The sequence below is a fragment of the Achromobacter sp. 10T422 genome (genome assembly GCF_056394065.1).
Genome location: NZ_JBFTHD010000015.1, coordinates 66696 through 89921 on the forward strand (window position 1 = coordinate 66696; position 23226 = coordinate 89921).

At 65.9% G+C, this 23226-nt stretch carries 17 protein-coding genes; 11 read left to right on the top strand and 6 right to left on the bottom strand.

The features are described from left to right. Nucleotides 1-75 precede the first annotated feature (75 nt). Together metE and AC1DB0_RS29240 are read right to left on the bottom strand one after the other, a co-directional pair. On the bottom strand, nt 76-2379 hold the full coding sequence (gene metE, locus AC1DB0_RS29235; protein WP_476758066.1) for a 5-methyltetrahydropteroyltriglutamate--homocysteine S-methyltransferase: 2304 nt from the start codon (nt 2377-2379) through the stop codon (nt 76-78). A gap of 226 nt (nt 2380-2605) precedes the next feature. Further along, nucleotides 2606-5086, bottom strand: coding sequence for a mechanosensitive ion channel domain-containing protein (locus tag AC1DB0_RS29240; RefSeq protein WP_476758065.1), 2481 nt, complete (start codon nt 5084-5086; stop codon nt 2606-2608). Between the two features lie 484 nt (nt 5087-5570). On the opposite strand from AC1DB0_RS29240, the gene AC1DB0_RS29245 reads away from it, so the two are divergent. Together AC1DB0_RS29245 and AC1DB0_RS29250 are read left to right on the top strand one after the other, a co-directional pair. After that, nucleotides 5571-5939 (top strand): hypothetical protein, encoded by a 369-nt coding sequence (locus AC1DB0_RS29245; RefSeq protein ID WP_454669740.1) that lies wholly within the window; start codon nt 5571-5573, stop codon nt 5937-5939. Nucleotides 5940-5999: 60 nt separating this feature from the next. Beyond that, on the top strand, nt 6000-7247 hold the full coding sequence (locus tag AC1DB0_RS29250; protein WP_476758064.1) for a hypothetical protein: 1248 nt from the start codon (nt 6000-6002) through the stop codon (nt 7245-7247). On the opposite strand, the gene AC1DB0_RS29255 is transcribed toward AC1DB0_RS29250, so the two are convergent. After that, the gene (locus AC1DB0_RS29255) at nt 7232-7654 is read right to left on the bottom strand and encodes a hypothetical protein (protein ID WP_156336530.1); all 423 of its coding nucleotides are present in this window, start codon (nt 7652-7654) and stop codon (nt 7232-7234) included. The genes AC1DB0_RS29250 and AC1DB0_RS29255 overlap by 16 nt on opposite strands. 168 nt (nt 7655-7822) lie before the next feature. After that, nucleotides 7823-12082, bottom strand: a complete 4260-nt coding sequence (locus AC1DB0_RS29260) for a response regulator (protein WP_476758063.1) — start codon at nt 12080-12082, stop codon at nt 7823-7825. Between the two features lie 200 nt (nt 12083-12282). On the opposite strand from AC1DB0_RS29260, the gene AC1DB0_RS29265 reads away from it, so the two are divergent. The 8 genes from AC1DB0_RS29265 to AC1DB0_RS29300 all read left to right on the top strand — a co-directional run bounded on the left by AC1DB0_RS29265 (nt 12283) and on the right by AC1DB0_RS29300 (nt 21430). Next, nucleotides 12283-13287 (top strand): ligase-associated DNA damage response exonuclease, encoded by a 1005-nt coding sequence (locus AC1DB0_RS29265; protein WP_476758062.1) that lies wholly within the window; start codon nt 12283-12285, stop codon nt 13285-13287. A 36-nt stretch (nt 13288-13323) separates the two neighbouring features. Then, the gene (locus AC1DB0_RS29270; RefSeq protein WP_476758061.1) at nt 13324-14928 is read left to right on the top strand and encodes an ATP-dependent DNA ligase; all 1605 of its coding nucleotides are present in this window, start codon (nt 13324-13326) and stop codon (nt 14926-14928) included. Beyond that, complete coding sequence (locus AC1DB0_RS29275) at nt 14925-17387, top strand: ligase-associated DNA damage response DEXH box helicase (protein ID WP_476758060.1); 2463 nt, start codon at nt 14925-14927, stop codon at nt 17385-17387. Before AC1DB0_RS29270 ends, AC1DB0_RS29275 begins: the two co-directional genes overlap by 4 nt. Next, complete coding sequence (gene pdeM, locus AC1DB0_RS29280; RefSeq protein ID WP_476758059.1) at nt 17371-18054, top strand: ligase-associated DNA damage response endonuclease PdeM; 684 nt, start codon at nt 17371-17373, stop codon at nt 18052-18054. Before AC1DB0_RS29275 ends, pdeM begins: the two co-directional genes overlap by 17 nt. An 83-nt stretch (nt 18055-18137) precedes the next feature. Continuing rightward, nucleotides 18138-19178 (top strand): acyl-CoA dehydrogenase family protein, encoded by a 1041-nt coding sequence (locus AC1DB0_RS29285; RefSeq protein ID WP_476758058.1) that lies wholly within the window; start codon nt 18138-18140, stop codon nt 19176-19178. Next, the gene (locus tag AC1DB0_RS29290; protein WP_447982533.1) at nt 19166-19753 is read left to right on the top strand and encodes a class I SAM-dependent DNA methyltransferase; all 588 of its coding nucleotides are present in this window, start codon (nt 19166-19168) and stop codon (nt 19751-19753) included. Before AC1DB0_RS29285 ends, AC1DB0_RS29290 begins: the two co-directional genes overlap by 13 nt. Before the next feature lie 10 nt (nt 19754-19763). Then, a complete protein-coding gene (locus AC1DB0_RS29295) occupies nt 19764-20441 on the top strand; it encodes a glycosyltransferase family 2 protein (RefSeq protein ID WP_054423006.1) in 678 nt (225 codons plus the stop codon). A 197-nt stretch (nt 20442-20638) separates the two neighbouring features. Beyond that, complete coding sequence (locus AC1DB0_RS29300) at nt 20639-21430, top strand: BON domain-containing protein (protein ID WP_054423004.1); 792 nt, start codon at nt 20639-20641, stop codon at nt 21428-21430. 22 nt (nt 21431-21452) lie between these two features. On the opposite strand, the gene AC1DB0_RS29305 is transcribed toward AC1DB0_RS29300, so the two are convergent. After that, the gene (locus AC1DB0_RS29305; protein WP_054423002.1) at nt 21453-21764 is read right to left on the bottom strand and encodes a hypothetical protein; all 312 of its coding nucleotides are present in this window, start codon (nt 21762-21764) and stop codon (nt 21453-21455) included. A 184-nt stretch (nt 21765-21948) separates the two neighbouring features. Between AC1DB0_RS29305 and AC1DB0_RS29310 the strand changes: the two genes are divergently transcribed. Then, a complete protein-coding gene (locus tag AC1DB0_RS29310; RefSeq protein ID WP_175170210.1) occupies nt 21949-22500 on the top strand; it encodes a type 1 glutamine amidotransferase domain-containing protein in 552 nt (183 codons plus the stop codon). Between the two features lie 60 nt (nt 22501-22560). On the opposite strand, the gene AC1DB0_RS29315 is transcribed toward AC1DB0_RS29310, so the two are convergent. Then, the coding region (locus tag AC1DB0_RS29315; RefSeq protein WP_476758810.1) for an autotransporter outer membrane beta-barrel domain-containing protein at nt 22561-23226 on the bottom strand (666 nt) is incomplete at its 5' end.

A 23226-nucleotide genomic window follows, 5' to 3' on the forward strand; every position in this document is an offset into this window, starting at 1 on the left:
AGTGCGGATGCACAAAAAAAACCCCAAGGCCGCAAAGCCTTGGGGGTTTTCACGTCTGCCAAGCCGCGTGTGCGATCAGTTCGCTGCGGCGCGCAGCGCCTTGGCCGCCTGCACCATGTTCGTCAGCGCCGGCAGCACTTCGCTCCATTGGCGGGTCTTCAGGCCGCAGTCCGGGTTCACCCACAGGCGTTCCGCCGGCACGCGTTCGGCCGCCAGCTTCATCAGCTTCACCATGTATTCCTCGTTCGGAATGTTCGGCGAATGGATGTCATACACGCCCGGGCCGATTTCGTTGGGGTACTCGAAGCTCTTGAACGCGTCCAGCAGTTCCATGTCCGAACGGCTGGTCTCGATGGTAATCACGTCCGCATCCATGTCGGCAATCGACTTGATGATGTCGTTGAACTCCGAATAGCACATGTGGGTGTGGATCTGCGTGTCGTCCGTCACGCCGTTGGCGGTGATGCGGAACGATTCCACGGCCCAGTCCAGGTATTCCTGCCATTGCGCCTTGCGCAGCGGCAAGCCTTCGCGCAGGGCGGCTTCGTCGATCTGGATCACGTTGATGCCGGCCTTTTCCAAGTCCAGCACTTCTTCGCGGATGGCCAGCGCCAGCTGGTAGCACGACACCGAACGCGGCTGATCGTCACGCACGAACGACCAGTTCAGGATGGTGACGGGGCCGGTCAGCATGCCCTTCATGGGCTTCGTGGTCAGCGATTGCGCGTACTTGATCCACTCAACCGTCATGGCCTTCGGACGGCTGATGTCGCCAAACAGAATCGGCGGCTTCACGCAGCGCGACCCATACGATTGCACCCAGCCGAACTGGCTGAAGGCATAGCCTTCGAGCTGCTCGCCGAAGTATTCGACCATGTCGTTGCGCTCGGCTTCGCCGTGCACGAACACGTCCAAGTCCAGCGCTTCCTGTTCCTTCACGCAGCGGGCAATTTCAGCCTGCATGGCGGTCTTGTAGGCGGCGGCGTCCAGGCGGCCTGCCTTGAATTCGCTGCGAGCGTGGCGAATTTCAGCGGTCTGCGGGAACGAGCCGATGGTGGTGGTGGGGAACGCCGGCAGCTTCAGCAGTTCGGCTTGCTTGGCGGCGCGTACTTCGTAGGGGTTCTTGCGCTGGCCCAGCTTGGCGTCCAGTTTGGCAATGGCGGCCTTGACCGCAGGATTGTTCACGCGCGGCGAGTGGCGGCGCGCGTCAACGGCGGCGGCATTGGCGGCCAGTTCGGCTCGCACGGCGTCGCGGCCTTGCTTCAATGCGGTGGCCAGCACCGACAGTTCGGCGAGCTTTTGCTTGGCGTAYGACAGCCACGACTTGATCTCGCCATCCAGCTTTTGTTCGCTGTCCAGATCCACCGGCACATGCAGCAGCGAGCACGACGGCGCGACCCACAGGCGATCGCCCAGTTGCTTGGCAACCGGTTCCAGCCAGTTCAGCACGGCGGTCAGGTCGGTCTTCCAGATGTTGCGGCCGTTGATCACGCCCAGCGACACCACGCTTTGCGCGGGCAGGGCGCGGATCAGCGCATCGACTTCGTCGCGGGCATTGATGGCGTCCAGGTGCACGCCTTGCACCGGCAGGCTGGCAACTAGCGGCAAGTTGCTTTGCAGCTGGCCGAAGTAGGTGGCCAGCAGCAGCTTGACCTTGCCCGTGTTCAGCGCCTGATAGGCCTTCTTGAACGCGGCGTCCCAGCCGGCTTCCAGTTCCGTCACCAGGATGGGCTCGTCGATTTGCACCCACTCGACGCCTTCCGCGGCCAGCTTGGCCAGCAGTTCCACGTACACCGGCAGCAGGCGATCCAGCAGCGCCAGCTTGTCGGAATCATCCTTGGCCTTGCCCAAAGCAAGATAGGTCACCGGGCCGATGATGACGGGCTTGGCTTTCACGCCTTGCGCGCGGGCTTCGGCCAGTTGCTCCAGCAGGCGCGAGGCGTCCAGATTGAACGCGGTATCCGCCTTGAATTCCGGGACGATGTAGTGGTAGTTGGTGTCGAACCACTTGGTCATTTCGCCTGCGGCAACGCCGCCGCAGCAGCCGGCGTGCGCTTCGGCGCCTTGCGCCGAACGGCCACGGGCCACGCGGAAATAGTTGTCCAGCACGTCCCCATGGAAGCCTTGGACGCGGCTGGGCAGGTTGCCCAGCGTGAAGCTCATGTCCAGCACCTGGTCATAAAAGGCGAAGTCGCCCACCGGCGCCAGATCCAGCGCCGATTGCAGCGCCCAGTTGATCTTGCGCTGCTCGGCGCCCGCGGCCTTGAGGTCGTCGCGGCTTGAAAGCCCCTTCCAATACGATTCAAGGGCGAACTTCAATTCGCGCTTTGCGCCGATACGGGGGAAACCCAGATTATGAAAACGTGCCACGACGACCATCCTGTCGATTGATAGAGTGCTGCCATCGTAGGATGCTTGATCTATGAATAAAAATGGTATTAATTCATAAATCAATGAATTATGCGCATGTGTGAGTGGGCGCAAGCGGCGTCGCCTGACCGCTTTTCCTGAGCGTGCGTGAAGCCGATGTGCGAATCGACTGGCGGCGCGCGTTGTGCAGATGGCGCTCGCCCATCGGAATGAGCGGTAGCGCCATCTGGGCGGCTTAGGTCCGCGCCGGGTCTGCCTCCGCCTCTTCGCGCGCCTCGAGCTCGTTGCCCAGCACCTCGGAAGAATCGTCGTTGCTGGCTTCCGGCTTCAGGCGGCGGCGCGTGTGGCCCGCAGCGCGGGCGTACTCGCCTTCGTCGGGGCTGTCGGGCTGCAAGGTCACGTTGGCGGGCGGCGCGTAACCCCGCTTGTCTTGCCCGAAATACACCACCGTGTGCGGGTAGGGCAGCTCGATGCCGGCGGCGTCGAAGTGCTTCTTCAACAGCCGGTTGTAGCCGCGCTGCACGGCCCATTGCATGCCGGGCGTGGTCTTGATCAGGATGCGGATGGTCACGCCCTTGTCGTTGACAGCCGTGACGCCGGCCACCGTCATCTCTTCCAGGATTTCAGGCCCCAGCACCGAGTCGGTCATCAGCTCGGCAAACGCCGCGCGCAGATGCTCGATGGCGTCGTCCACGCTTTCGCGATGTGCGATGGTGTATTCACCCAAGTGATACGAGAAATCGCGCATGTGGTTGGCCACCACATCCACCGACGAGAACGGCACCAGGTGATACCCGCCGTCCAGCGTGCGGATGCCTACCGAGCGGATGGTCATCTTCTCCACCGTGCCGAACACGCCCGCAACTTGCACCACGTCGTTTTCGTTCATGCCGTTTTCAAGCTGGATGAAGACACCGGTGATGATGTCCTGCACCAGCTTCTGCGCGCCGAAACCAATGGCAAGACCCACGACGCCCGCGCCTGCAATCAGTGGCCCGACGTCGATGCCGATCTGCGACAGCAGCACCATCAACGTCATCGTCACAATGACGATCAGCGCGGCGTTGCGGAACAGCGCCAGCAGCGTGCGCTCGCGCGCGGTGGGCATGCCGCGCCCCTCGCTCTGGCTCAGGCGGTGCTCGATGACGCTGGCGATGACCGTCCAGGCCAACGCCGCGATCAACAGCACGATGGCGATGTTCACCACCATCCTGATGGCTGCGCCGCCCGCATCCGAGGCTAGCCAGCGCGACAAGTCGAACGCATGCCACGCATCCAGAATCAGCAGCACAACCACAATGCGGATGATCCAGCCGACCACTTTCAGAATGGCCGGCACGTAGGCGTTGACGCGCGCTTCCAGCAGCGGCAGGCGCCGCCGCAGGTCATCCGACAAACGGATAGGCTTGGACAGCACGGTGTTCAGCAGCAGAATCAACAAGCTGCCCACGCCGATGACCAGCAGCGTCTGCGCCGTCGCACGCGCCATGAAGGGCAGCGCGTTCAGCGGGTCGATCTGGCTGACGATGAGCAGGATGGTGAAGTAGCCAATGCCCAGCACGTGCCAGATGCGCGACAGAAAGTGCAGCCGCGACCCCAGGAACGTGGCCGCCGTGGCGGCGTGGCGGTTCATACGATCGCGCACCGCATGGCGGTTCTGCCAGATGACGCGCACGGCGTACACGTACACCGCCAGCATGATGACCATGCTGGCCAGCCGCCCCAGCGCGGGCGACAGCGCGGCGGACATGACGGGGTCGATCAGCAGCGTGCCGTAACCGGCCGCCGCAACCACGCGAACCAGCCACGCATTCCAGTACTTGGCCAGTTCATCGGACATGGGCAACAGGCGCAGATGCGGATGGCGCACGGCGAACACCGTGCGGATCAGCACTTTTACGATTTCCACCGCCACGAAGGCTTGCAGGAACACGGAGGCCAGCGAGTCGAGCGTGCCGCGTCCGGGCGTGCTCCACAACGCGGCCGCGCCGCCCGCCATGGCAGCCAGCAGCACGACGCCCGCATCGATAGCCACCGCGCCGATGATGGCGCCCGCGCGCCGCGCCAGCACGCGCATGGAGGCGGGTGAGCGGCGCTTGGACGGTGGGCGTGGCGCAGCCGTCGTCATGATCGGGGGCACGGACGCGGGCGCAAGCACGGGCGTGGCCGCAGGGTCTGGCATCGCTCCAGGCGCGCGAGCATCCGACGCCGCTTCAGTCTCGCAGCCATGCTCKGCCACCCAGCGGTCAATGCGCGTGTAGATGCGCATCGCGATCATGCGCAGCAGAATGAAGGCGATGATTGTGGCGACGGCGGCCAGCAACAAGGGCATCAGCGCGCGGCTTGCGGTGCCGCTGTCCATGCGCAAGCTGCGTCCCGATGCCAGCGCGCTCATGTCGTCCACGCCCTGGCCCATGTCCGCGGCCACACCGGTTAGAAAGCGCTGCACGCCATCCGCCATGCGTTCCTGTAGCCCCGGCGCTTCTGCTTTCTTGGGCGGCTCGGCCGCAGCGGCAGCGCGGGAAGGCGCGGGCTTGGCCCCAGATGCCTGCGCCCGCAATTCATCGACCAGCGCCTTGCGCGCCTCGGGGTTCTCCAGCAGATCCGCCAACGCGGCGGGCGTCAGCGCGGTCGCTGCCGCGGCAGGCTGCTGCGGCTGCAACGGATTCGCCGCCACGGCTTGCGCCTGCCACACGACCGACAAGCAACTCAGCATCACCGCCAGCAACAACGCCGCCAGCCAGGGCCTTTCCCGTCGTCGCCGCCAAAAATGGGCGGCATGGTGCAGGGGCGGGAAAGAATGGGATGCTGTCGTTGCGGATCGAACCACTAATAAATCTCCTCTACGATCAAGGCAAAAACGCGGCGCTGGAGCGCGGCCGCAGAGTCGCTACGGGGTTGATGATAAAGCCTTGTGATGTTGGCAGCCGGTTGAGGCGGGGCGTTGCTCGAGTCTTCAAGGACGATGCCGGGCTGCATTTTGAAGTGAGAATTTGCAGTCTGAAATATTGATGGCCATCTGTGAAATTGGTTTGAAGCGGCGTCAACGTGCGGGTTTGCGCCGCTGGGTTTGGTAATCGTCTGATTCTTGGTGGTGGTGGGGTCTGCGATCTGACAGTTTGCGTAGACTCGGGCCGGCCATTAATCGCCCGGCGACGCGGGCTACCCGTCAACGCGAAAAACCAGGAAATAGACGCAACATGCTCAAGCGCTACGTAAAGTGGATCGTCATTGCAATTTGCATGGCACCGTTCGTGTGGGTAGTCTTTTGGTTCAATTGCAGGCCCACCGTGGCGCTACATTATTCGGCTGAAGCAACGGACTCGCTCGGTTATTTTCTCAACGACAATCATTCCATCACCAAGCGGGGATTGAATCCGGGAGAATCCGTTAAGTACCCTACGGCAATGTTCCCTGAACCCGATATGTGGATATTGTTAACCTTCCCCTCCCAAAGCAATGACGCCCTAGAGATCACAAAACCCTTCAGCCGCATCGATGTGTTTATCGGGCCAGGGGCAAAGATAGAACGAACGGAAGTCCACGACGGATTCTTTGCTCGTTTTTGATCCGCACTATTGCGCACCTGCGCCACACCGCCATTTCACCCAGCCATCACCCAATCGACGATGAACAAGCCTGAAGCAGACCCCCGCAAACGCTGGCGCGAGCAGCAACGTTCCCAGCGGTTGGAACAGGCGGACGAGCAGCAGGCGGCGCTGCTTGTGCAAGCCAACGCCCAGCAGGCATGGAACGCGCGTGCGCGGCAAGCGCCGGTTGTGGATCACGTGACCTGGCACGGCCAGACATATCGCGTATTGAATCTCGCGGATGCGCAGTCGCTGCTAGGCCGGGTTCGCGATACCGACAAGGCGCCGTACTACCACTTGCTGGACGAGGCCGCGATGGCGTTGCGGCCAGTCAGTGATGACAAACAGTGGGTGGTGCTGGTGGCTGATGCGTCCGTCACGGCGCTGGCGTTGGAGTTGCCTGCGCAATTGCCCGATCATCCGTCGTTGCAGATTGCAGGATGGGTGTGCACGGCGGGGTTGAATGCGGAAGTCGTGCGCGTGGAAGAAGGCGTGATGTTGGCCGTGCTGGGGCCGGCGCGCGCCGGCTTGATGGTGTTGTCTGCGGGGCAGCACGCCTTCACGGAAGGCTTGAACGTGTCGGCGCTGTTGTGCAGACACTATCGCTGTCAGGTGCTGGTGCGCGGCGCTTTGCATGCGGACTGTTTGATCGGTGCGGGGAATGACGTGGCTTGCACCGACCCACCGCTGATCAATCTGCTGGCGACTGATGACGCCGACCGTCATCGCAGCCGCATCATGACGCGGCAGGGGCGCAGTTATCGCTTTTATCCGCCCACGCACGCGCTGGAATCCATTGTGGCCCCGCGCTGGCTGCGCCGTGACGCACGCGGATCTGCACGGCTCGTCGAGCGCCTGGACGAGCTATCCGATGCACAGACGTTGCTGCGGCCGCGCGATGCAATCGATGCGGTCTACGACGGTTTTGCGGCCGAACTTGAACAGGCCATGGAGACACTGTCGGCCGTGCTGCGCCACGCCGGGCCGGCGCAACTTTCCGCGCGATTCGGCCCCAGCCCTTCCAACCATGCGCAGTATTCCGAAACGGCTGAAGGCGGGCGCGAGCTTGTGCGGCAGATTGATCATTCGGAAACGGTTCGCGTCAGCGCGACGCAGCCGCGCGCGGGTGGGCCGGCCGCGTTGCAGGTGATGCACCTGAGCGCACCCGTGCGTGACCGCCACGTGCGCAATGCCCAGCCCGATGATGACGACCCCGAGGCGTGCATGATCAAGCTCGCGTTGCGCGATGCCGTTGCAAGGTTATTGGCACATTACGATCCGGCTTGACGGGCCACGGGCGGGATCACCTCGCGGATCGCCTCGCGCATCGCTTGCAGGTCCAACGCCCGGGCGGCGGCGGACAGCGGCATCTGCTCCAGTCCTTGAGCGACGCAGGCCGCGATGGCCTCCGGCGTAGCGGCGTCGCCCATCGCGGCGACCTCCGCGCGCGGCACGCTGATGACCACGTCCAGCGTTTCTTTCTTGGCGTAGTACTTCGCCGACGCCTCAACGCCCGGCCCGGCGCACGCCGAAATGCTGCCGCCCAGCCATAGTGTGATGTCCAGCGTTGCCAATCCCGGCACGGCAAGGGGCGCCAGCGCGGCCTTCAGCTTCGGGCGAAGCATGACGATGGCGGCCAGGCACCGAACGCCGGTTTCCGGGCCGCCCATTCTTCCGTTCAATGTCACGTTCACCGTGGCTCCTGTCGATTTGCCGCTGCACTTATAGCATCCCCCATCGCTGCCAGCAGGTTGCCGCTACCAAGGCACCAGCGACAGCGCAAGCGATACGGCGACGACAAGTACGACGAGGGTCAGGATGTGTTTGGTTCGCATGCAGACTCCTTGGAAAGGGATGACGCATTACCCGCGCTCCGCATGGCCGGCAGGTTGCACCAGCATCGCGAAGACGCGTTCGAGCTGCTGCGGACTGTAGGGCTTGAGCAATTGATGCACACCGTTCAAACCCTCGCGGGTACTGGCGTCGGCCAGCACGTCGCGCCCCGACGAGAACACGACGGCCAGCGTTGGCTGGCGGGTGCGCGCCCAGACGGCAAGGTCGATGCCGGAGCCATCTGGCAACCCGACGTCCGTCAGCAGGATGTCGATATGGTGCTGCAATAACTGTTCGCTTGCCTGTGCAGCGGTTGCGGCATGTATCACCTCATGTCCGAGGCTGCCCAGGATTTCTTCGGTGGTCAGGCGCACGGCCTCCATGTCTTCCACCAGCAGCACGCGCTTTGCCAATGCGGTGGTGGGCAGGGCGGTGTCTGAACGCAAACCCGAAGCCTGCGGCCGTGCGCGCAGCACCTGGCGCAGTTTGCGCGCCAGCGTGGCGGCGGTGTAGGGCTTGGACAGCAGCTCGATGCCTTCATCCAGCCGTCCGCCGTGGACGATGGCGTTGTCGGCGTAGCCGGACGTGAACAGCACGGCCAGCCGGGGCAGGCGCGCGCGGGCGCGCAGCGCAACGTCGCGGCTGCGCAAGGGGCCGGGCATGACGACGTCGGTGAACAGCAGGTCGACGTTGACGCCGCTTTCGATGATGGACATGGCGCTTTGCGCGTCGGCGGCCTTCAGCACGCGATAGCCCAGGTCTGTCAGCATCTCGACGACCGTGGTGCGCACGTCTTCATCGTCTTCTACCACCAGCACCGTTTCATCGCCGCCTTCGGCGTCGCTGGCATCCAATTCCGTGATCTGGTCTTCCGCCTGATTGGCACGCGGCAGGTAGAGGCGCACCGTCGTGCCCATGCCGGGTTCGCTATAGATCTTGACGTGGCCGCCCGTCTGCCTGACAAAGCCATACACCATGCTTAAGCCCAGCCCGGTGCCTTGGCCTTCGGGTTTGGTGGTGAAGAAGGGTTCGAACGCGCGCAGCACCAGTTCCTTGTCCATGCCGCAGCCGGTGTCGCTGACGGCCAGCATCACGTACTGGCCGGCGCGCACTTCGGCGTGGCGCGCGGCGTAGTCGTCATCCAGCTGTGCGTTGCCGGCCTCGATGGTGAGCTTGCCGTGCCCCTCCATGGCGTCGCGCGCGTTGATCGCCAGGTTGAGCAGCGCGTTCTCGACTTGGTAGGGGTCGACGAGCGTGTTCCACAGCCCTCCCGAAATTACAGTTTCCACTTCGACGCCGTCGCCCACCACGCGGCGCAGCATGTCGTCAAAGCCGCGCAGGAAGCGGCCCAGGTTGACGACCTTGGGCGCCAGCGGCTGCCGCCTGCCAAACGCCAGCAGTTGAGACGCCAGCTTCGCGCCCCGCTCAACGCCGGCCATGGCGTTGCGCGTGCGTTGCTGGGCGCGTTCATCACCGGCCAGACTGCGGTTAAGCAACTGGAGGTTGCCGCCAATCACCTGCAATAGGTTGTTGAAATCATGCGCGACACCGCCGGTAAGTTTGCCCAGCGCTTCCATCTTCTGCGCCATGCGCAGCGCCTCTTCGGTTTCGTGCAGTGTTTGTGCGGATACCTTGTCAGCGGTGATGTCGCGGCCCACGCCGTGAATGCTGTCCGACTCGGCGTCGAACGACCACATCCACGCCATCCATCGCCATTCGTCATCTGCCGTGCGCAGCCGGTGCTCGGCCCGCAGGCTGCGCGTGCCCCCGCGCAGCGCATGAAACTGCGCCTGCGCTTGGGCAAGGTCGTCAGGATGGAGCAGGGCGTCGTATCGCTGGAACACCAGTGCCGTGTCGGGATGGCCCAGGCGCCGCGTCCAGGACGGGTTCAGCCGCAGCATCCGCCCTTGGCTATCGGCAATGACGAAGAGATCGTCGCTGTGTTCCCACAAGCGGTCGCGCTCGGCGATGGCCTGATTCACGCGCAGCTCAAGCGTGCGGGCTTCTTCAGCCAGACGCCTTTCCGTTTCCTGGCGCAGCGCGTTCAGGCGCAGGCTGCTGCTGACGCGCGCCAGCAATTCGCGCGCCGAAAAGGGCTTGATCAGATAATCGTCAGCGCCCGCGCGCAAGCCTTCGACCGAGGCTTCTTCGCCCGCGCGTGCGGACAGCAGCAGCACGGGTATGGTGCGCAGCGCGGCGTCTTGGCGCAGTGCGGCAAGCAGGCCGAAGCCGTTCAGCCGCGGCATCATGACGTCGGACAACACCAGGTCGGGCCGGTGTTGGCGCACGTGGGCAAGCGCGGCTTCACCATCCTTGGCGGTGTGGATACGGTAGTGCGCGGTACGCAGCACGCGGCAGATGTAGGCGCGCATGTCGTCGTTGTCGTCCACAACCAGAATCGTGCCCAGGTGATCGGTCTGGGTCTGGGTTTGTGTTGGGGAGAGCGCCGTGTCGTCCAGCGCCGGCGCGTCCCAATCGGCCGCATCGATGTAGGTGCGTGACAGCGCGTGCGTCACGCCAGGGGCGATGGCGCTTGATGCCGCTGCGATGTCCAGCGCCGGCCCCAGCGGCAGGCGCAGCGTGAAGGTCGTGCCGACGCCCGGTGTGCTGGCGACAGCGACCGATCCGTTTTGCAAGCGCATGAATTCCTGGACCAGCGCCAGCCCGATGCCGCTGCCCTCGATGCTGCGGCCATGCACGCCTTCCACCTGATGAAAGCGGTCGAACACACGCGGCAATTCGCTTTCGGGAATGCCCATGCCCGTATCGGAAATTTCCACGACGGCGGTTTCGCCATCCGGCGACACGCTGGACGCAATCCGCACGCCGCCCCGATACGTGAATTTGTACGCGTTGGACAGCAGGTTTAGGATCACCTTTTCCCACATATCGCGGTCCAGCATGACGGCGCGCGGCAGGGGCGGGCAGTCTACGTCCAGCGTCAGCCCGGCCTTTTCAAGCGATGACTGAAACAGCGAGGCCAAGTCCGCGGTGAACGCAGAGATCTCGGTGGCGCGCAGGTCCAGCTTCACGCGGCCCGCCTCGATGCGCGAGAAGTCCAGCAGCGTGTTGACGAGCTTGAGCAGGCGCTGGCCGTTGCGGTTCGCCATCTCCATCGCGCCTTGCAGGCGGGGCGGCATGTCGGGGTCGGTCAGCATGTCTTCCAGCGGCGCCAGCATCAAGGTAAGCGGCGTGCGGAATTCGTGGCTGATGTTTGAGAAGAATGCAGTCTTGGCGTGATCCACTTCGGCCAGCGCCTGCGCCCGCGCGCGTTCGTGTTCGTAGGCGCGGGCGTAGCGAATTGACGCGCCGATCTGGGCCGCGGCGAGCGTCAGGAATTCGCGGTAATCGTCCGTGAACAAACGCAGCGGATTCAGCGCGCTGATCAGCAGGCAGGCGGGTTCGCCTTCGCTGGAGGGCAGGATGGGGATCAGCACCGCTTGGGCGGCGGGCCGGTCCCATACCGTATTGGGAAGCTGCCCGCCGACCTGAGCGGCCAGGTCGTCGACCAGCAGCAGCGCGCCCGCGCGTAGCGCCTCGCCGCAGGGCCACGCGCCGCCGTCCAGCGGCAGCGTCTGTGGCGCGCCGGGGCCGTCGGGCTCGATGCCGTAGGCGCCCACCAGCTCGGCCGTGCCGGTGCCCGAGTCCACGGCGTAGAGCATGGCGAAAGGGATGTCGTATGCGTTGGCGGCAAAGGCCTGGGCGCTGAGCGCGCAGGCCTGGCGCCACGTGGCTGACTGCGGCATGGCAATCGCCAATTCGCGCAGCAGGTTCTGCTGGCGGTCAGCGATGACGCGGCGGGTTTCGTCGCTGTTGACGCAGATGATGCCGCGGGTGACGCCGTCGTCGCCCGGCACGGGGCTGAACGAAAACGTGTAGTAGGTTTCCTCGGGATACCCGTTGCGTTCCATGATGAGCAGCTTGCGCTCTTCGTAAGTGCCTTCCGCGTCCGCCATGGCGGTTTGCAAGAGCGGTTCCATGTACGGCCAGATTTCATGCCACACAAGGCGCGTGGGTTGCGCCATGGCGGCCGGATGCCTGCCGCCGATGATGGACAGATAAGGATCGTTATAGAAGAACAGCAGGTCCGGCCCCCACCCGATCCAAATAGGCTGGCGCGCGGTCAGCATGATCCGAAGCGCCGTCTTCAAACTTAGCGGCCAGCCATCCGGTGAACCCAGCTCCGACCCCGCCCAATCGTGGGCGCGGATGAGCGCGCCGGTCTGGCCGCCGCCGGCAAGAAAAGCCAGGGGGTCCGCTGAGGCGGAGGCGGGCGGATGGTCGGGCACGTTCAGATCCTTTTGTCGGTGGCCTGGCCGAATGGCGCGCGGCCGCTCGGCATGAAAGTTGCGATTTCGACGCTACTTGTTATCCCGTTTGGCGTCTGAAACCGAACTTTAATTTCCACGTCGGAAGGTTTCGGCGGCTTCGCGGTATAACGTTTTTTCCACTGGCTGCGGCGTTTGCTGCGGTGCATCGGGAGCAAGCCATGCGTGACATCGTGCAATTGCGTCCGGAAGGGCTGTATTGCCCCGTCGGGCGGTTCTATATCGACCCCTGGCGCCCCGTTGACGTGGCGGTGCTGACCCACGGCCACGGCGACCACGCCCGCGTGGGCATGGGCTGCTATCACACCAGCGCCGAAGGGCTGCCCATTTTGCAATGGCGCCTGGGCGACCAGGACTATCGCGTGCATGGGTATGGCGAAGCCTTTGTGCTGGGCGACGCGCGGGTGTCGCTGCATCCGGCCGGCCATGTGTTGGGATCGGCGCAGGTGCGCATCGAGGCAGACGGCCAGGTCTGGGTCGTGTCTGGCGATTACAAGCGGCAGCCCGACCCCACGTGCAGCCCCTTCGAAGTGGTCCCCTGCGACACCTTCATCACCGAGGCGACCTTCGGCCTGCCGATCTACCGCTGGCCCAGCGCCGCCGATGTGGCGCGTGACATCGTCCAATGGCGCGACCACTGCGCCGCGCGCGGCGAGGCCGCCATCTTGTATTGCTACGCGCTGGGCAAGGCGCAGCGCGTGTTGGCCGAGCTGAAGCCCGTTATCGACCGGCCTGTGTTTTTGCACGGCGCCATTGCGGCCGGGGTGGACGTGTACCGCCGTGCAGGCATCGGCATGGCCGACACCCGGCTCGTCATGGAAGACGGCGGCAAGTCGGCGGCGGCAGGCACGGGGTTTGCTGGGGAGCTGATCCTGGCGCCGCCATCGGCGGCCGGCAGCGCGTGGCTGCGGCGCTTTCGCAAGGCGCAGCACGGCTTTGCGTCGGGCTGGATGCGGCTGCGCGGCAACCGCCGCCGTCGCAATATGGACCGTGGCTTTGTGGTGTCTGACCACGCGGATTGGCCGGATCTGCTGCGCACCATCCACGAGACCGGCGCGCGCCGCGTGATTGCCACGCACGGCGATACCGACGCGCTGGTACGCACGTTGAACGAAGGCGGCGTGGCGGCCGAGACGCTGGCCACGCAGTATGGCGAGGATGACTGACGGCGCTGACCATCACCCCGGGAGACGGACCCCAGCATGAAGCGATTCGCGGCGTTGTATCAGGAACTGGACCGCAGCACGGCCACCTTGGATAAGCGGGCGGCGCTGGTGGCGTACTTCCGCGATGCGCCGCCGCGCGACGCCGTGTGGGCGCTATATCTGCTGGCGGGGGGCAAGGTCACCAGCGCGCGCCGCAAGATTGCGGCGGTCGGTGAAATGCGCGCATGGGCAGCCACCGCGTCCGATACCGCGCCGTGGCTGGTCGATGCCAGCTACGACCAGGTGGGCGACTTGGCGGAAACTTTGGCGTTGCTGATTCCCGACCCCACCCAAGCCGCGCCCGAACGCGGGCTAGCCGACTGGATTGAAGAGGTGCTGGTACCCATCGCCAATCGCGACGAGGCCGCGCGCCGCGATGTCATCGTCAATGCCTGGCTGGGCTTGCCTTTCGACGAACGTCTGGTCTTCAACAAGCTCTTGACGGGTGCGCTACGCGTGGGCGTGTCGCAACGCATGGTGCAACAGGCGCTGGCGGAAATGTCGGGCGTGCCGATTGCGCGCATCGCGCAGCGCATGCTGGGCGCCTGGGCGCCCAGCCCCGCGTTCCTGCGCGATCTGCTTAGCGCCGACGAACTGCCGGGCGACCGTCAACAGCCGTACCCTTTCTTTCTGGCCTCGCCGCTGGAAAGTGCGCCCGCCGCGCTCGGGGCCATCGACGACTGGCTGGTGGAATGGAAATGGGACGGCATCCGCGCGCAGTTGATCCGGCGTCACGGTGAAGTGGCGTTGTGGTCGCGGGGTGAGGAACGGCTGGATGGCCGCTTTCCTGAAGTGGAGTCCGCCGCCGCTGCGCTGGATGTGGATTGCGTGCTGGATGGCGAGCTGCTGGCCTGGCAGGACGACACCGCCGAGCCCATGCCGTTCTCGGCCTTGCAGACCCGCATTCAGCGCTTGAAGCCTGGGCCAAAATGGCTGGCCGAGGCGCCGGTGCGCATGCTGGCGTACGACTTGCTGGAGCTGAACGGCACTGATCTGCGCGACCTGCCGCAGGCCGAACGCCGCCGCCAATTAGAAGCCCTGTTGCTGCGGCATCCTGACCCGCGCCTGCGCCTGTCGCCGCTTGTGAACCTGGCGAACTGGGACGAGGCCGGGGCGCTGCGCGACGAATCCCGCGAGCGCGGCGTTGAAGGCTTCATGCTGAAGCGCCGCAACGCGGTGTACCAAAGCGGCCGGCGGCGCGGGGATTGGTGGAAATGGAAGATCGACCCGCTCACCATCGACGCCGTGCTGCTGTATGCGCAGTCGGGCCATGGCCGGCGCAGCACGCTGTACACCGATTACACCTTCGGACTGTGGCAGGGCGATGCGCTGGTGCCCATCGCCAAGGCGTATTCCGGTTTGGATGACAAGGAAATTCTGGAGCTGGACCGCTGGCTGCGTGCGCACACGCGTGAGCGTTTCGGCCCGGTGCGGTCGGTGGAACCTGTGCAGGTTTTTGAGCTGGGCTTTGAAGGCGTCAACCTGTCCAAGCGCCACAAGTCCGGCGTGGCCGTGCGCTTTCCGCGCATTCTGCGTTGGCGCCATGACAAGCCGGCCGATCAAGCGGATCAGCTGGACACGCTGAAGGCGTTGGCGCGATGAGTGCCGGGCCGCGCGGCCACGATGCGCCGCTGATCGCATGGTTTGCCGCACGCGGCTGGAAGCCTGCGGCGTTTCAGCGTGAGACCTGGCGGCGCTATCTGGCCGGCGAATCGGGCCTGCTGCACACGCCCACCGGCAGCGGTAAAACGCTTGCGGCGTTTGGCGGACCCTTGCTGGAAGCGTTGGCGCAAGGTAGCACCGCACCGCTTGCGGCGGGCAGCGGGCCGCAGGTGCTGTGGATAACCCCGTTGCGCGCACTGGCGACGGATACCACACGCGCGTTGGCGCAAACGTCAGCGGAACTGGGCCTGGATTGGACCGTCGCCATGCGCACCGGCGACGCCAGCGCGCGCGACAAACGGCTGGCGCGGCAGGGCAAGGCGCAGGTGCTGGTGATCACGCCCGAGTCGCTGGCGCTGCTGCTGTCCTACGCGGACGCGTCCAGCCGTTTTCGGGCGTTGCGCTGCATCGTCGTCGATGAATGGCACGAGCTGCTGGGCAATAAGCGCGGCGTGCTGTTGCAGCTGTGCCTGGCGCGGCTGGCGCGTTTGTCTCCGGCCGCGCGCACGTGGGGCTTGTCGGCCACCTTGGGAAACCTGGAAGAAGCGCGTGCGGTGTTGCTGCCCCGCGCGCCGGACAGCCCGCTGGTGGCGGGCGCACGGCCCCGCAAGATTACCGTCACGACCTTGCTGCCCGAGCGCAACGCCACCTTGCCGTGGGCGGGGCATCTGGGCTTGTCGCAGTTGCCGCGCGTGTTCAAGCGCTTGTTCGATGTGCGCGCGTCGTTGCTGTTTACGAACACGCGCGCGCAGGCGGAGTTATGGCATCGGGCGCTGGAATCCATCTGGCCGGAAGACTTGTCCACGCTGGCGCTGCACCACGGCTCGCTGGACCCCCGCCTGCGTGCGGCGGCTGAGCAAGGCTTGCGCGATGGCGCCATCCGCTGCGTGGTGGCGACGTCCAGCCTGGATCTGGGCGTGGACTTTCCCGCCGTGGATCAGGTGTTGCAGATTGGCAGCCCCAAAGGTGTCGCGCGCCTGCTGCAACGCGCCGGGCGCGCCAAACATCGGCCGGGGGAATCGGGCCACGTCATCTGCGTGCCGGCGCAGGCGTTGGAGCTGATTGAATATGCCGCCGCACGTCAGGCCATCGCGCGGGGGGAAATCGAATCGCGCACGCCGCCGCAGGGCAGCCTGGACGTGCTGGCGCAACATGCGGTGACGCTGGCGCTGGGCGGGGGATTCGACCGGGACGAGCTGTACCAGGAAGCGCGCGGCACGCACGCGTACGCCGGGCTGGACGCGGCCACGTGGCAAGCCGTGCTGGACTTCATTGTGCAAGGCGGCCGGGCGCTGGCCAAGTACCCCGACTTTCATCGCGTGGTGCGCGATGACGACGGCTGCTACCGCGTGCATGACCGTCGCATTGCGTTGCGCCATCGCTTGTCCATTGGCACCATCACCGCCGATGGGGCGGTGTCGGTGAAGTACTTGCGCGGCGGCAGCCTGGGGTCGGTGGAAGAGGGGTTTCTGGCGCGTCTGCGTCCGGGCGACCGCTTTCAGTTCGCGGGCCGCACGCTGGAACTCGTCAGGCTGGAAGGCATGACGGCTTACGTTCGGCGGGCCAAGGGCGGCGATGGGCCGGTTGCCACCTGGCAGGGCGGGCGCATGCCCTTGTCCACGCAATTGGCGCGCGAAGTGCAAAGCCTGTATACCGAGCCCGGCGCGCACCCTGAAATGCGCGCCGTCGAGCCGCTGCTGCGCATTCAGGAGCAGGCCAGCGCGTTGCCGCAACCCGGGCGTCTGGTGGCCGAACGCATCGGCACGCGGCGCGGCATGCATCTTTTCCTGTTCCCATTCGCGGGCCGGGCGGTGCACGAGGGCATGGCGGCAATGCTGGCGTTGCGTTGGGGCAGGCGGCAGGCGAACACGTTTTCCTACACCGTCAATGACTACGGCCTGATGCTGACGCTGGCCGAACCCGCTGCGCTGGATGGCGCCTTGCTGCGGCAATTGCTCAGCCCGGATGACATGGCGGATGACTTGCGTGATGGCGTCAACCTGGGTGAACTGGCGCGCCGCCAGTTCCGCGAAATTGCACGGGTCGCCGGCCTGTTGACGCCGTCCTTGCCGGGCCGCGCCGCGCGTTCGTTGCGGCAGGTGCAAGCGTCCAGTGGTCTGCTCTACGACGTATTACGCCGCTATGATCCCGACCACTTATTGCTGGCGCAGGCAGAGCGCGAGGTTTTCGAATTGCAGCTGGAAGCGCCGCGTCTGATGGCGGCGTTGCGCGATTGCCAGGCGCGAACGCTGGCGCTGACGGAACCGCGCGCGTTGACGCCGTTGTCGTTTCCGCTGTGGACGGAAAGCCTGCGCGGCCAGCTCAGCACCGAGACCTGGCAGGCCCGCGTGCGCCGCGCCGCCGAACAACTGGAAAAGCGCTATGCCCGAATCGCGTGAGGGTGCGTTGAACATCGTGCTGGCGGGTGAGGCCGTCGTGTTGCTGGGCGAGCGCGCCCTGTTCTGGCCCGCGCGTTCGCGGTTGATCATCGCGGACTTGCACCTGGGGAAAAGCCATGTGTTCCGCCGCGCGGGCATCGCCGTGCCACGCGGCGCGACGCAGGAAGACTTGCAGCGTCTGGCGGCATTGGTCTTGGTGACGGCGGCGCGCGAATTGTGGATTGTGGGTGACGTGCTGCATGGCCCGGCGTCGCAAGCCGCCTGGCGTGACGCATGGTTGCAGTGGCGGCAGGCGCACGCGGCGCTGGACGCGGCGGTGCTGGCGGGCAATCACGACCGCGCGTTGGATGGCGCGGCGTTGGGCATGCGCGAATTGGGCGAGGCGCAAGCCGATGGCCCGTTCCTGTTTCGCCATCTGCCGCAGCCTGATTCGCAAGGCCGACATGTGATTGCGGGTCACGTGCATCCCAAGACGCGCATTCCCGGTGTGCCGCGCAGTTGGCCGGCGTTTTGGATGCGGCCGGGCATCACGGTGCTGCCGGCCTTCTCGGATTTCACGGGCGGGCATGCGGTGGGCTGGGAGCCAGGCGCGGGGCTGGTGGCGTGCGTGGAGGGCGCCGCGGTGCCGTTGGGGCGCATCCCGCCCGATTCGCCCGGCTCGCCCTGATTCCTTCCGCGTGCAGCAGCGGTTCCGCCTCGGGCACGAGGCTTGCTGTATCGGGGCACACCTCACCCCGCTACCCGCCCGCCATGACTGACCGCCCCGGCTTTGTCTCCCTGTTGGAATCCCCGTTGCATTCCATCAGCCAGTTGCTGGCCGATGCGCACGCGCCGGTCGACCCCGGCGTTTGGTTACGCGCGCTGGTGGACCACGGGCATGATCAGCTTCCGCTGCCGGGCGGGGGCGACACGCTGGGCCGCTGGCGGGTGCTGGCGTGTGTCGCGGCGGCGGACCTCAGCCTGGCCAAACTCTTCGAAGGGCATACCGACGCGCTCGCCATCCTGGCCGAACTGTCGGCGCCTGCGGGCGAGCCCGGCTCCCGCCTGTGGGGCGTGTGGTGCGCGGAACCGCCCGGCCATCGGCTGGCCATCGTGCCCGGGCCGGCCGGTTCCGCGATGTTGCGCGGTACCAAGGCGTGGTGCTCTGGTGCGGGCGCGTTGACGCATGCCTTGGTCAGTGGCTGGAATCCGGCGGGCGAGCCTTGCCTGGCTGCGGTGGCGCTGGACCAGCCGGGCGTCACCATCACGGACCAAGGCTGGCACGCGGTGGGCATGCGGGCGTCAGGCAGCGTCGATGTGGTGTTCGACAACGCGTCGGCAACACTGATTGGCCCGCCCGGCGCTTACGTGCATCGCCCGGGTTTTCTGCATGGCGGCGCGGGGGTGGCGGCGTGTTGGTACGGCGGCATGACCCGGGTGGCAAATACCCTGCTTACCGCACTACCCGGCGGTTCTGCGGATACGCATCGGCTGGCGCATCTGGGCGCAATCGATGTCGCCATGGTTCAGGCGCGCGCGGTGCTGCGCGAGGCCGCCGCCGATATCGACGCGCATCCTCGCGACGCTTGCGCGCTGTCGTGCGCCCGCGCTCGTCTGGCCGTGGAGTCGGCCGCGGCGCAGGTGGTGGAACGCGCGGGCCGCGCGCTGGGCGCGGGGCCGCTCTGCCGCAACGCCGCCTTTGCGCAGGTGATGGCCGACCTGCCAGTGTTCATCCGGCAAAGCCATGCCGAACGTGATCAGGCGGCGCATGGCGCCGCCGTCCTCAAGCAGGAGACCCCATGGGCGCTATAGACACGCATCATTTCGAACATCTGTACCGCGCGCATGCCGACCCCTGGCATGTGGCCAGCGCTTGGTATGAACGCCGCAAGCGCGAACTGTTGCTGGCCACGCTGGGCCGCGAAAACTATCTGCATGCGTTCGAGCCGGGCTGCGGCAACGGCGAGATGACACGCCGTTTGGCGCCGCGTTGTGCGCGCCTGTGCGCGGTGGATGTCGCCAGCGCGGCCATTGGCCGTTGCCGCGCGCGTCTGGCCGCCGACGGCATCCGCCATGTCGACGTCATGGCCTTGGACTTGCCCTGGGAATGGCCACCGATACCGCCGGGCGGTTTCGATCTGATCGTGGTGTCTGAGCTGGCGTACTACCTGGATGATGCGGCGTTGACCCAATTCCTGAATGCGGTGGATTCGTCGCTGGCCAGCGGCGGCGAGCTGATCGCCTGCCACTGGCGCCCGGACTTCAATGACCGCGTGCAATCCACCGAAGTCATCCATGACACGATGGCGGCGCTGCCCGGACTCACCGCTCAAGCGCAGCATCGCGAAGACGCATTCCGCCTGGATCTTTGGCGCAGGCAATCCTAGGAAGCGAGCCATGATCGGAATCTGCATCCCCGCGCACAACGAAGAGAAGGCCATCGCCACCTGTTTGCGCGCCGTCACCCGGGCGGCGCAGCATCCCGGCCTGCGCGCGGAGCCGGTGAAAATAGTGGTGGTGCTGGACCATTGCCGCGACCGCACCGCCACCGTATCTGCCGCCTGGCCCGTCCATTGCCTGAGCATTCAGGCCCGCAACGTGGGCGTGGCGCGCGCATTGGGTGCGCAGCATCTGCTGGACGCCGGCGCGCGGTGGCTGGCCTTTACCGACGCAGACACCCGCGTGTCGGCCGGCTGGCTGGTGGACCAGCTTTCCCTGGAGGCGGAAGTCGTGTGCGGCACGGTGGCCGTGTCGGGCTGGGCCGCGCATGGTGTTCACGCGGCATCCGCGCGCAAACGCTTTGCCCAGCACTACCAGGACCGCGATGGACACCGCCACGTACACGGCGCCAACCTGGGCATCGAGGCAAACGCGTACCGGCGCATCGGCGGCTTCGCCGCGCTGTCGTGCAGCGAAGACCAGGCGCTGGTCGACAAGCTGGAAGAAGGCGGCGCGCGTATCGCCTGGACGAGCCTGCCACGGGTCACGACCAGCGCACGTCCCTATTCGCGCGTGGAGGGCGGCTTCGCCAGCGCGCTGCGGGAAGGGTGGAATCAGCCCCGGAAAACCCGCTGAAGCCGCAGCCCATCGCGGTACTTCTTACCCGGCTTGTAAGAACTGCCGGACGCACGGTGCGTGAAAGCCGAAGCGCCGGGTTCGTGCGTTGTCTTCGCCGGCCGTCCGGCACACCACTTGCTGCGCGAATGGCTGAGCGCGCCCGCGCGGAACCTCTGCGCAGGCGCGGCAGCACACCCACTTTGAGGAGGCTGAACATGAACCGTGACCAACGATATCCGTGGCGTGACGACGAGGATGATTTCAACCGCAATGTCGGCCACGACGCGAGCGCCCCGCAGGCCCGCGACCCCTACCGCCAGGCGCAGCAACGGGGACGGCAGGGCGGGCAAGCGCCGCGTGACCCCGCCTGGGATGCGCGCAGGCAGCAACACGCCGGCAACCAGGAACCCTGGCGTGACCCTGCGCCCTCATTCGGCTACCAGGGCGAAGGCACAAGCCGCGCACCGGGTACGCGCGAAACGCGTGACCGCGTGCGCAGCCGCAGCGCCGACCCCGGCCAAAGCAGCTACGGCGGTTTCAGCGGTCAAGACCCGTCCTACCAGCGCGAGCAGGTGTACGGATCGCGCCAGCCGACGTACAGCGGCCCCACTTCTTATGGCGACGACGAAGGCGGTTACTACGGCGACCGTCCGCAATGGGCGGATGAACCCGAGGCCTCTTTTGAAACCGCCGAGCGTGGTGGCTACAACCGCGGGCCGACGGCATGGCGGGATCGCGGCTCGCGGCGCACCGACCCCAAAGGCTATACGCGCACCGACGAACGCGTGCGCGAAAACGTCTGCGAACACCTGGCGCACAGCGGTCTGGATGTGAGCGATGTGTCGGTGGCCGTGGCGGATGGCTGCGTCACGCTGGAAGGCACCGTGCGTGACCGCCGCACCAAGCATCGCATCGAAGATTGCGCGGATGCGTGCGTGGGCGTGCAGGATGTGGATAACCGGATTCGCGTTGCCGGTGCAGCGGAAAAAGGGGCGGCGTCGGCATGACGTCACCCCTGTCGCCGCGCCGTCAGGAAACGAAACGGTAGGCCAGGGCCAGCGTCAATAATATGGCGCTGCCCAGCATCCAGAAAGCAACCGCCAGCGCAATGGCTGGCGGTACCCGCAACGGGCGGGGGGCTTTCGGATGCAGGGAAATCGGGATGGCCGGGACACTGATCGGCGGCAGCATCGCGCCGACGCGAACATCCGTCAGCACGCTGTCGTTGGCCGCTTGCGGCGTCGGGGCGGACGCAGCCGCGGTGACTTGCGGCGCAAGGCGGACGGTGATGATGTTGCCGACCGCAGTCGACGGTAGAGGGAGAAGTTCGGGCGAGTTCATGGCAGTCTCGGCGGTTGAGCAATACCACAACGATTAAAGAGTGGAGGGGGAAAGGGAAGGGTCCGTGGTGACGGGCTCGGGTACTACAGCAAGCCGCGTGCCTGAGCGTGCGGTGTCTGCCGGCCGTGGCATGGCGATTGCTGAAAGCCCTGCGCACAGGTCTCAACCAACACAGGGAACAACCATGGGAACACTTAACGATCTCAACGTCGCGATGCTGGCCGTCGACGGATTTGAACAAGTCGAATTAACGGGGCCGCGCCACAGCCTTCAGGCGGAAGGCGCGCGCACCGTGCTGGTGTCGGCGCGCACCGACCCGATTCTGGGGATGCATCACGACAAGCCGGGCGACCGCTTTCCGGTTGACCTGACGTTTTTGCAGGCCGCCACCGAACCCGAGGTGTTCGACGCGCTGCTGCTGCCCGGCGGCGTGGTCAACGCCGATGAAATCCGCATGCACCCCAAGGCGCAGGAGTTGGTGCGCGCGATGTTCGACGCCGGCAAGCCGGTGGCGGTGATCTGCCACGGCGCATGGCTGCTGATTTCGTCAGGCGTGGTCAAGGGCCGCAAGATGACCAGTTGGCCGTCCTTGCAGGACGACCTGAAGAATGCCGGCGCCGAGTGGGTGGATCAGGAAGTGGTGGTGGATGGCGTTCTGGTTTCCAGCCGCAAGCCGGACGACATCCCGGCGTTCAACCGCGCCTTCATCGAGGTATTGCAGGCGGCCAAGCGGTAGGGGCAGCACAACAAAAAAAGGGACGCCATTGGCGTCCCTTTCTTCACATCGCAGCGGGCCTCAATAGCGCCAGCGCACGTTCAACGACCCCGCATGTTCGCGGTTGCCGCCGCCGTACTGGCCGCTGTAGTTCAAGCCCAGCGACGCATTGCGCGACACGGCTACTTCCGCGCCCAGCTCCGCCACCGCCGCGTTGCGCGCGATGGGCGCGCCCGCCACGGTGAACGCCTGGCCGCCGTCAAACGCCATGGTGGACTGCGGCAACACGTCGCCAAACGCATGGCGCCAGCCCAGCGTGCCGCGCAGRCGGCCTTCGGCGCCTGCCAGCGTGAAGTCCGTTTGCGCGCGTACGCCCAGCGTGCTGCTGGTTTGCTTGTCGCTGCTGCTCTGGCCGGTCAAGGCTGCCGAACCGCCCGTCTCCTGGAAGCTGCGGCTGCGCAGATCGCTCCACGCCACGCCCGCGAAGGGTTCCAGGGTGGTGCGATCGGACAAGGGCATCGCATAGCCCAGTTCGGTGAAGAGCTGGGTGGTGCTGGCGCCGTAGTCGGCGGTGAGCTTTTGCGATGCGCCAGCAACCGTCGCGTAGCGTTCCGTGTTGACGTCGTGCCAGGTGTAGGACGTGCCRACCAGCAGGTTCAGCTTGCCCGCGCCYGCGTCAAACGACTTGCCGCCGTAGATGGCCGCGCTGTAGCCGGACACGTCCGCCTTCGAGGCCAGGTCGTCAAC

Coding starts and splice junctions, on each gene's coding strand:
- AC1DB0_RS29245 (WP_454669740.1), top strand. CDS start 5,571: ATGCTCAAGCGCTACGTAAAGTGGATCGTCATTGCAATTTGCATGGCA.
- AC1DB0_RS29250 (WP_476758064.1), top strand. CDS start 6,000: ATGAACAAGCCTGAAGCAGACCCCCGCAAACGCTGGCGCGAGCAGCAA.
- AC1DB0_RS29265 (WP_476758062.1), top strand. CDS start 12,283: ATGCGTGACATCGTGCAATTGCGTCCGGAAGGGCTGTATTGCCCCGTC.
- AC1DB0_RS29270 (WP_476758061.1), top strand. CDS start 13,324: ATGAAGCGATTCGCGGCGTTGTATCAGGAACTGGACCGCAGCACGGCC.
- AC1DB0_RS29275 (WP_476758060.1), top strand. CDS start 14,925: ATGAGTGCCGGGCCGCGCGGCCACGATGCGCCGCTGATCGCATGGTTT.
- pdeM (WP_476758059.1), top strand. CDS start 17,371: ATGCCCGAATCGCGTGAGGGTGCGTTGAACATCGTGCTGGCGGGTGAG.
- AC1DB0_RS29285 (WP_476758058.1), top strand. CDS start 18,138: ATGACTGACCGCCCCGGCTTTGTCTCCCTGTTGGAATCCCCGTTGCAT.
- AC1DB0_RS29290 (WP_447982533.1), top strand. CDS start 19,166: ATGGGCGCTATAGACACGCATCATTTCGAACATCTGTACCGCGCGCAT.
- AC1DB0_RS29295 (WP_054423006.1), top strand. CDS start 19,764: ATGATCGGAATCTGCATCCCCGCGCACAACGAAGAGAAGGCCATCGCC.
- AC1DB0_RS29300 (WP_054423004.1), top strand. CDS start 20,639: ATGAACCGTGACCAACGATATCCGTGGCGTGACGACGAGGATGATTTC.
- AC1DB0_RS29305 (WP_054423002.1), bottom strand. CDS start 21,764: ATGAACTCGCCCGAACTTCTCCCTCTACCGTCGACTGCGGTCGGCAAC.
- AC1DB0_RS29310 (WP_175170210.1), top strand. CDS start 21,949: ATGGGAACACTTAACGATCTCAACGTCGCGATGCTGGCCGTCGACGGA.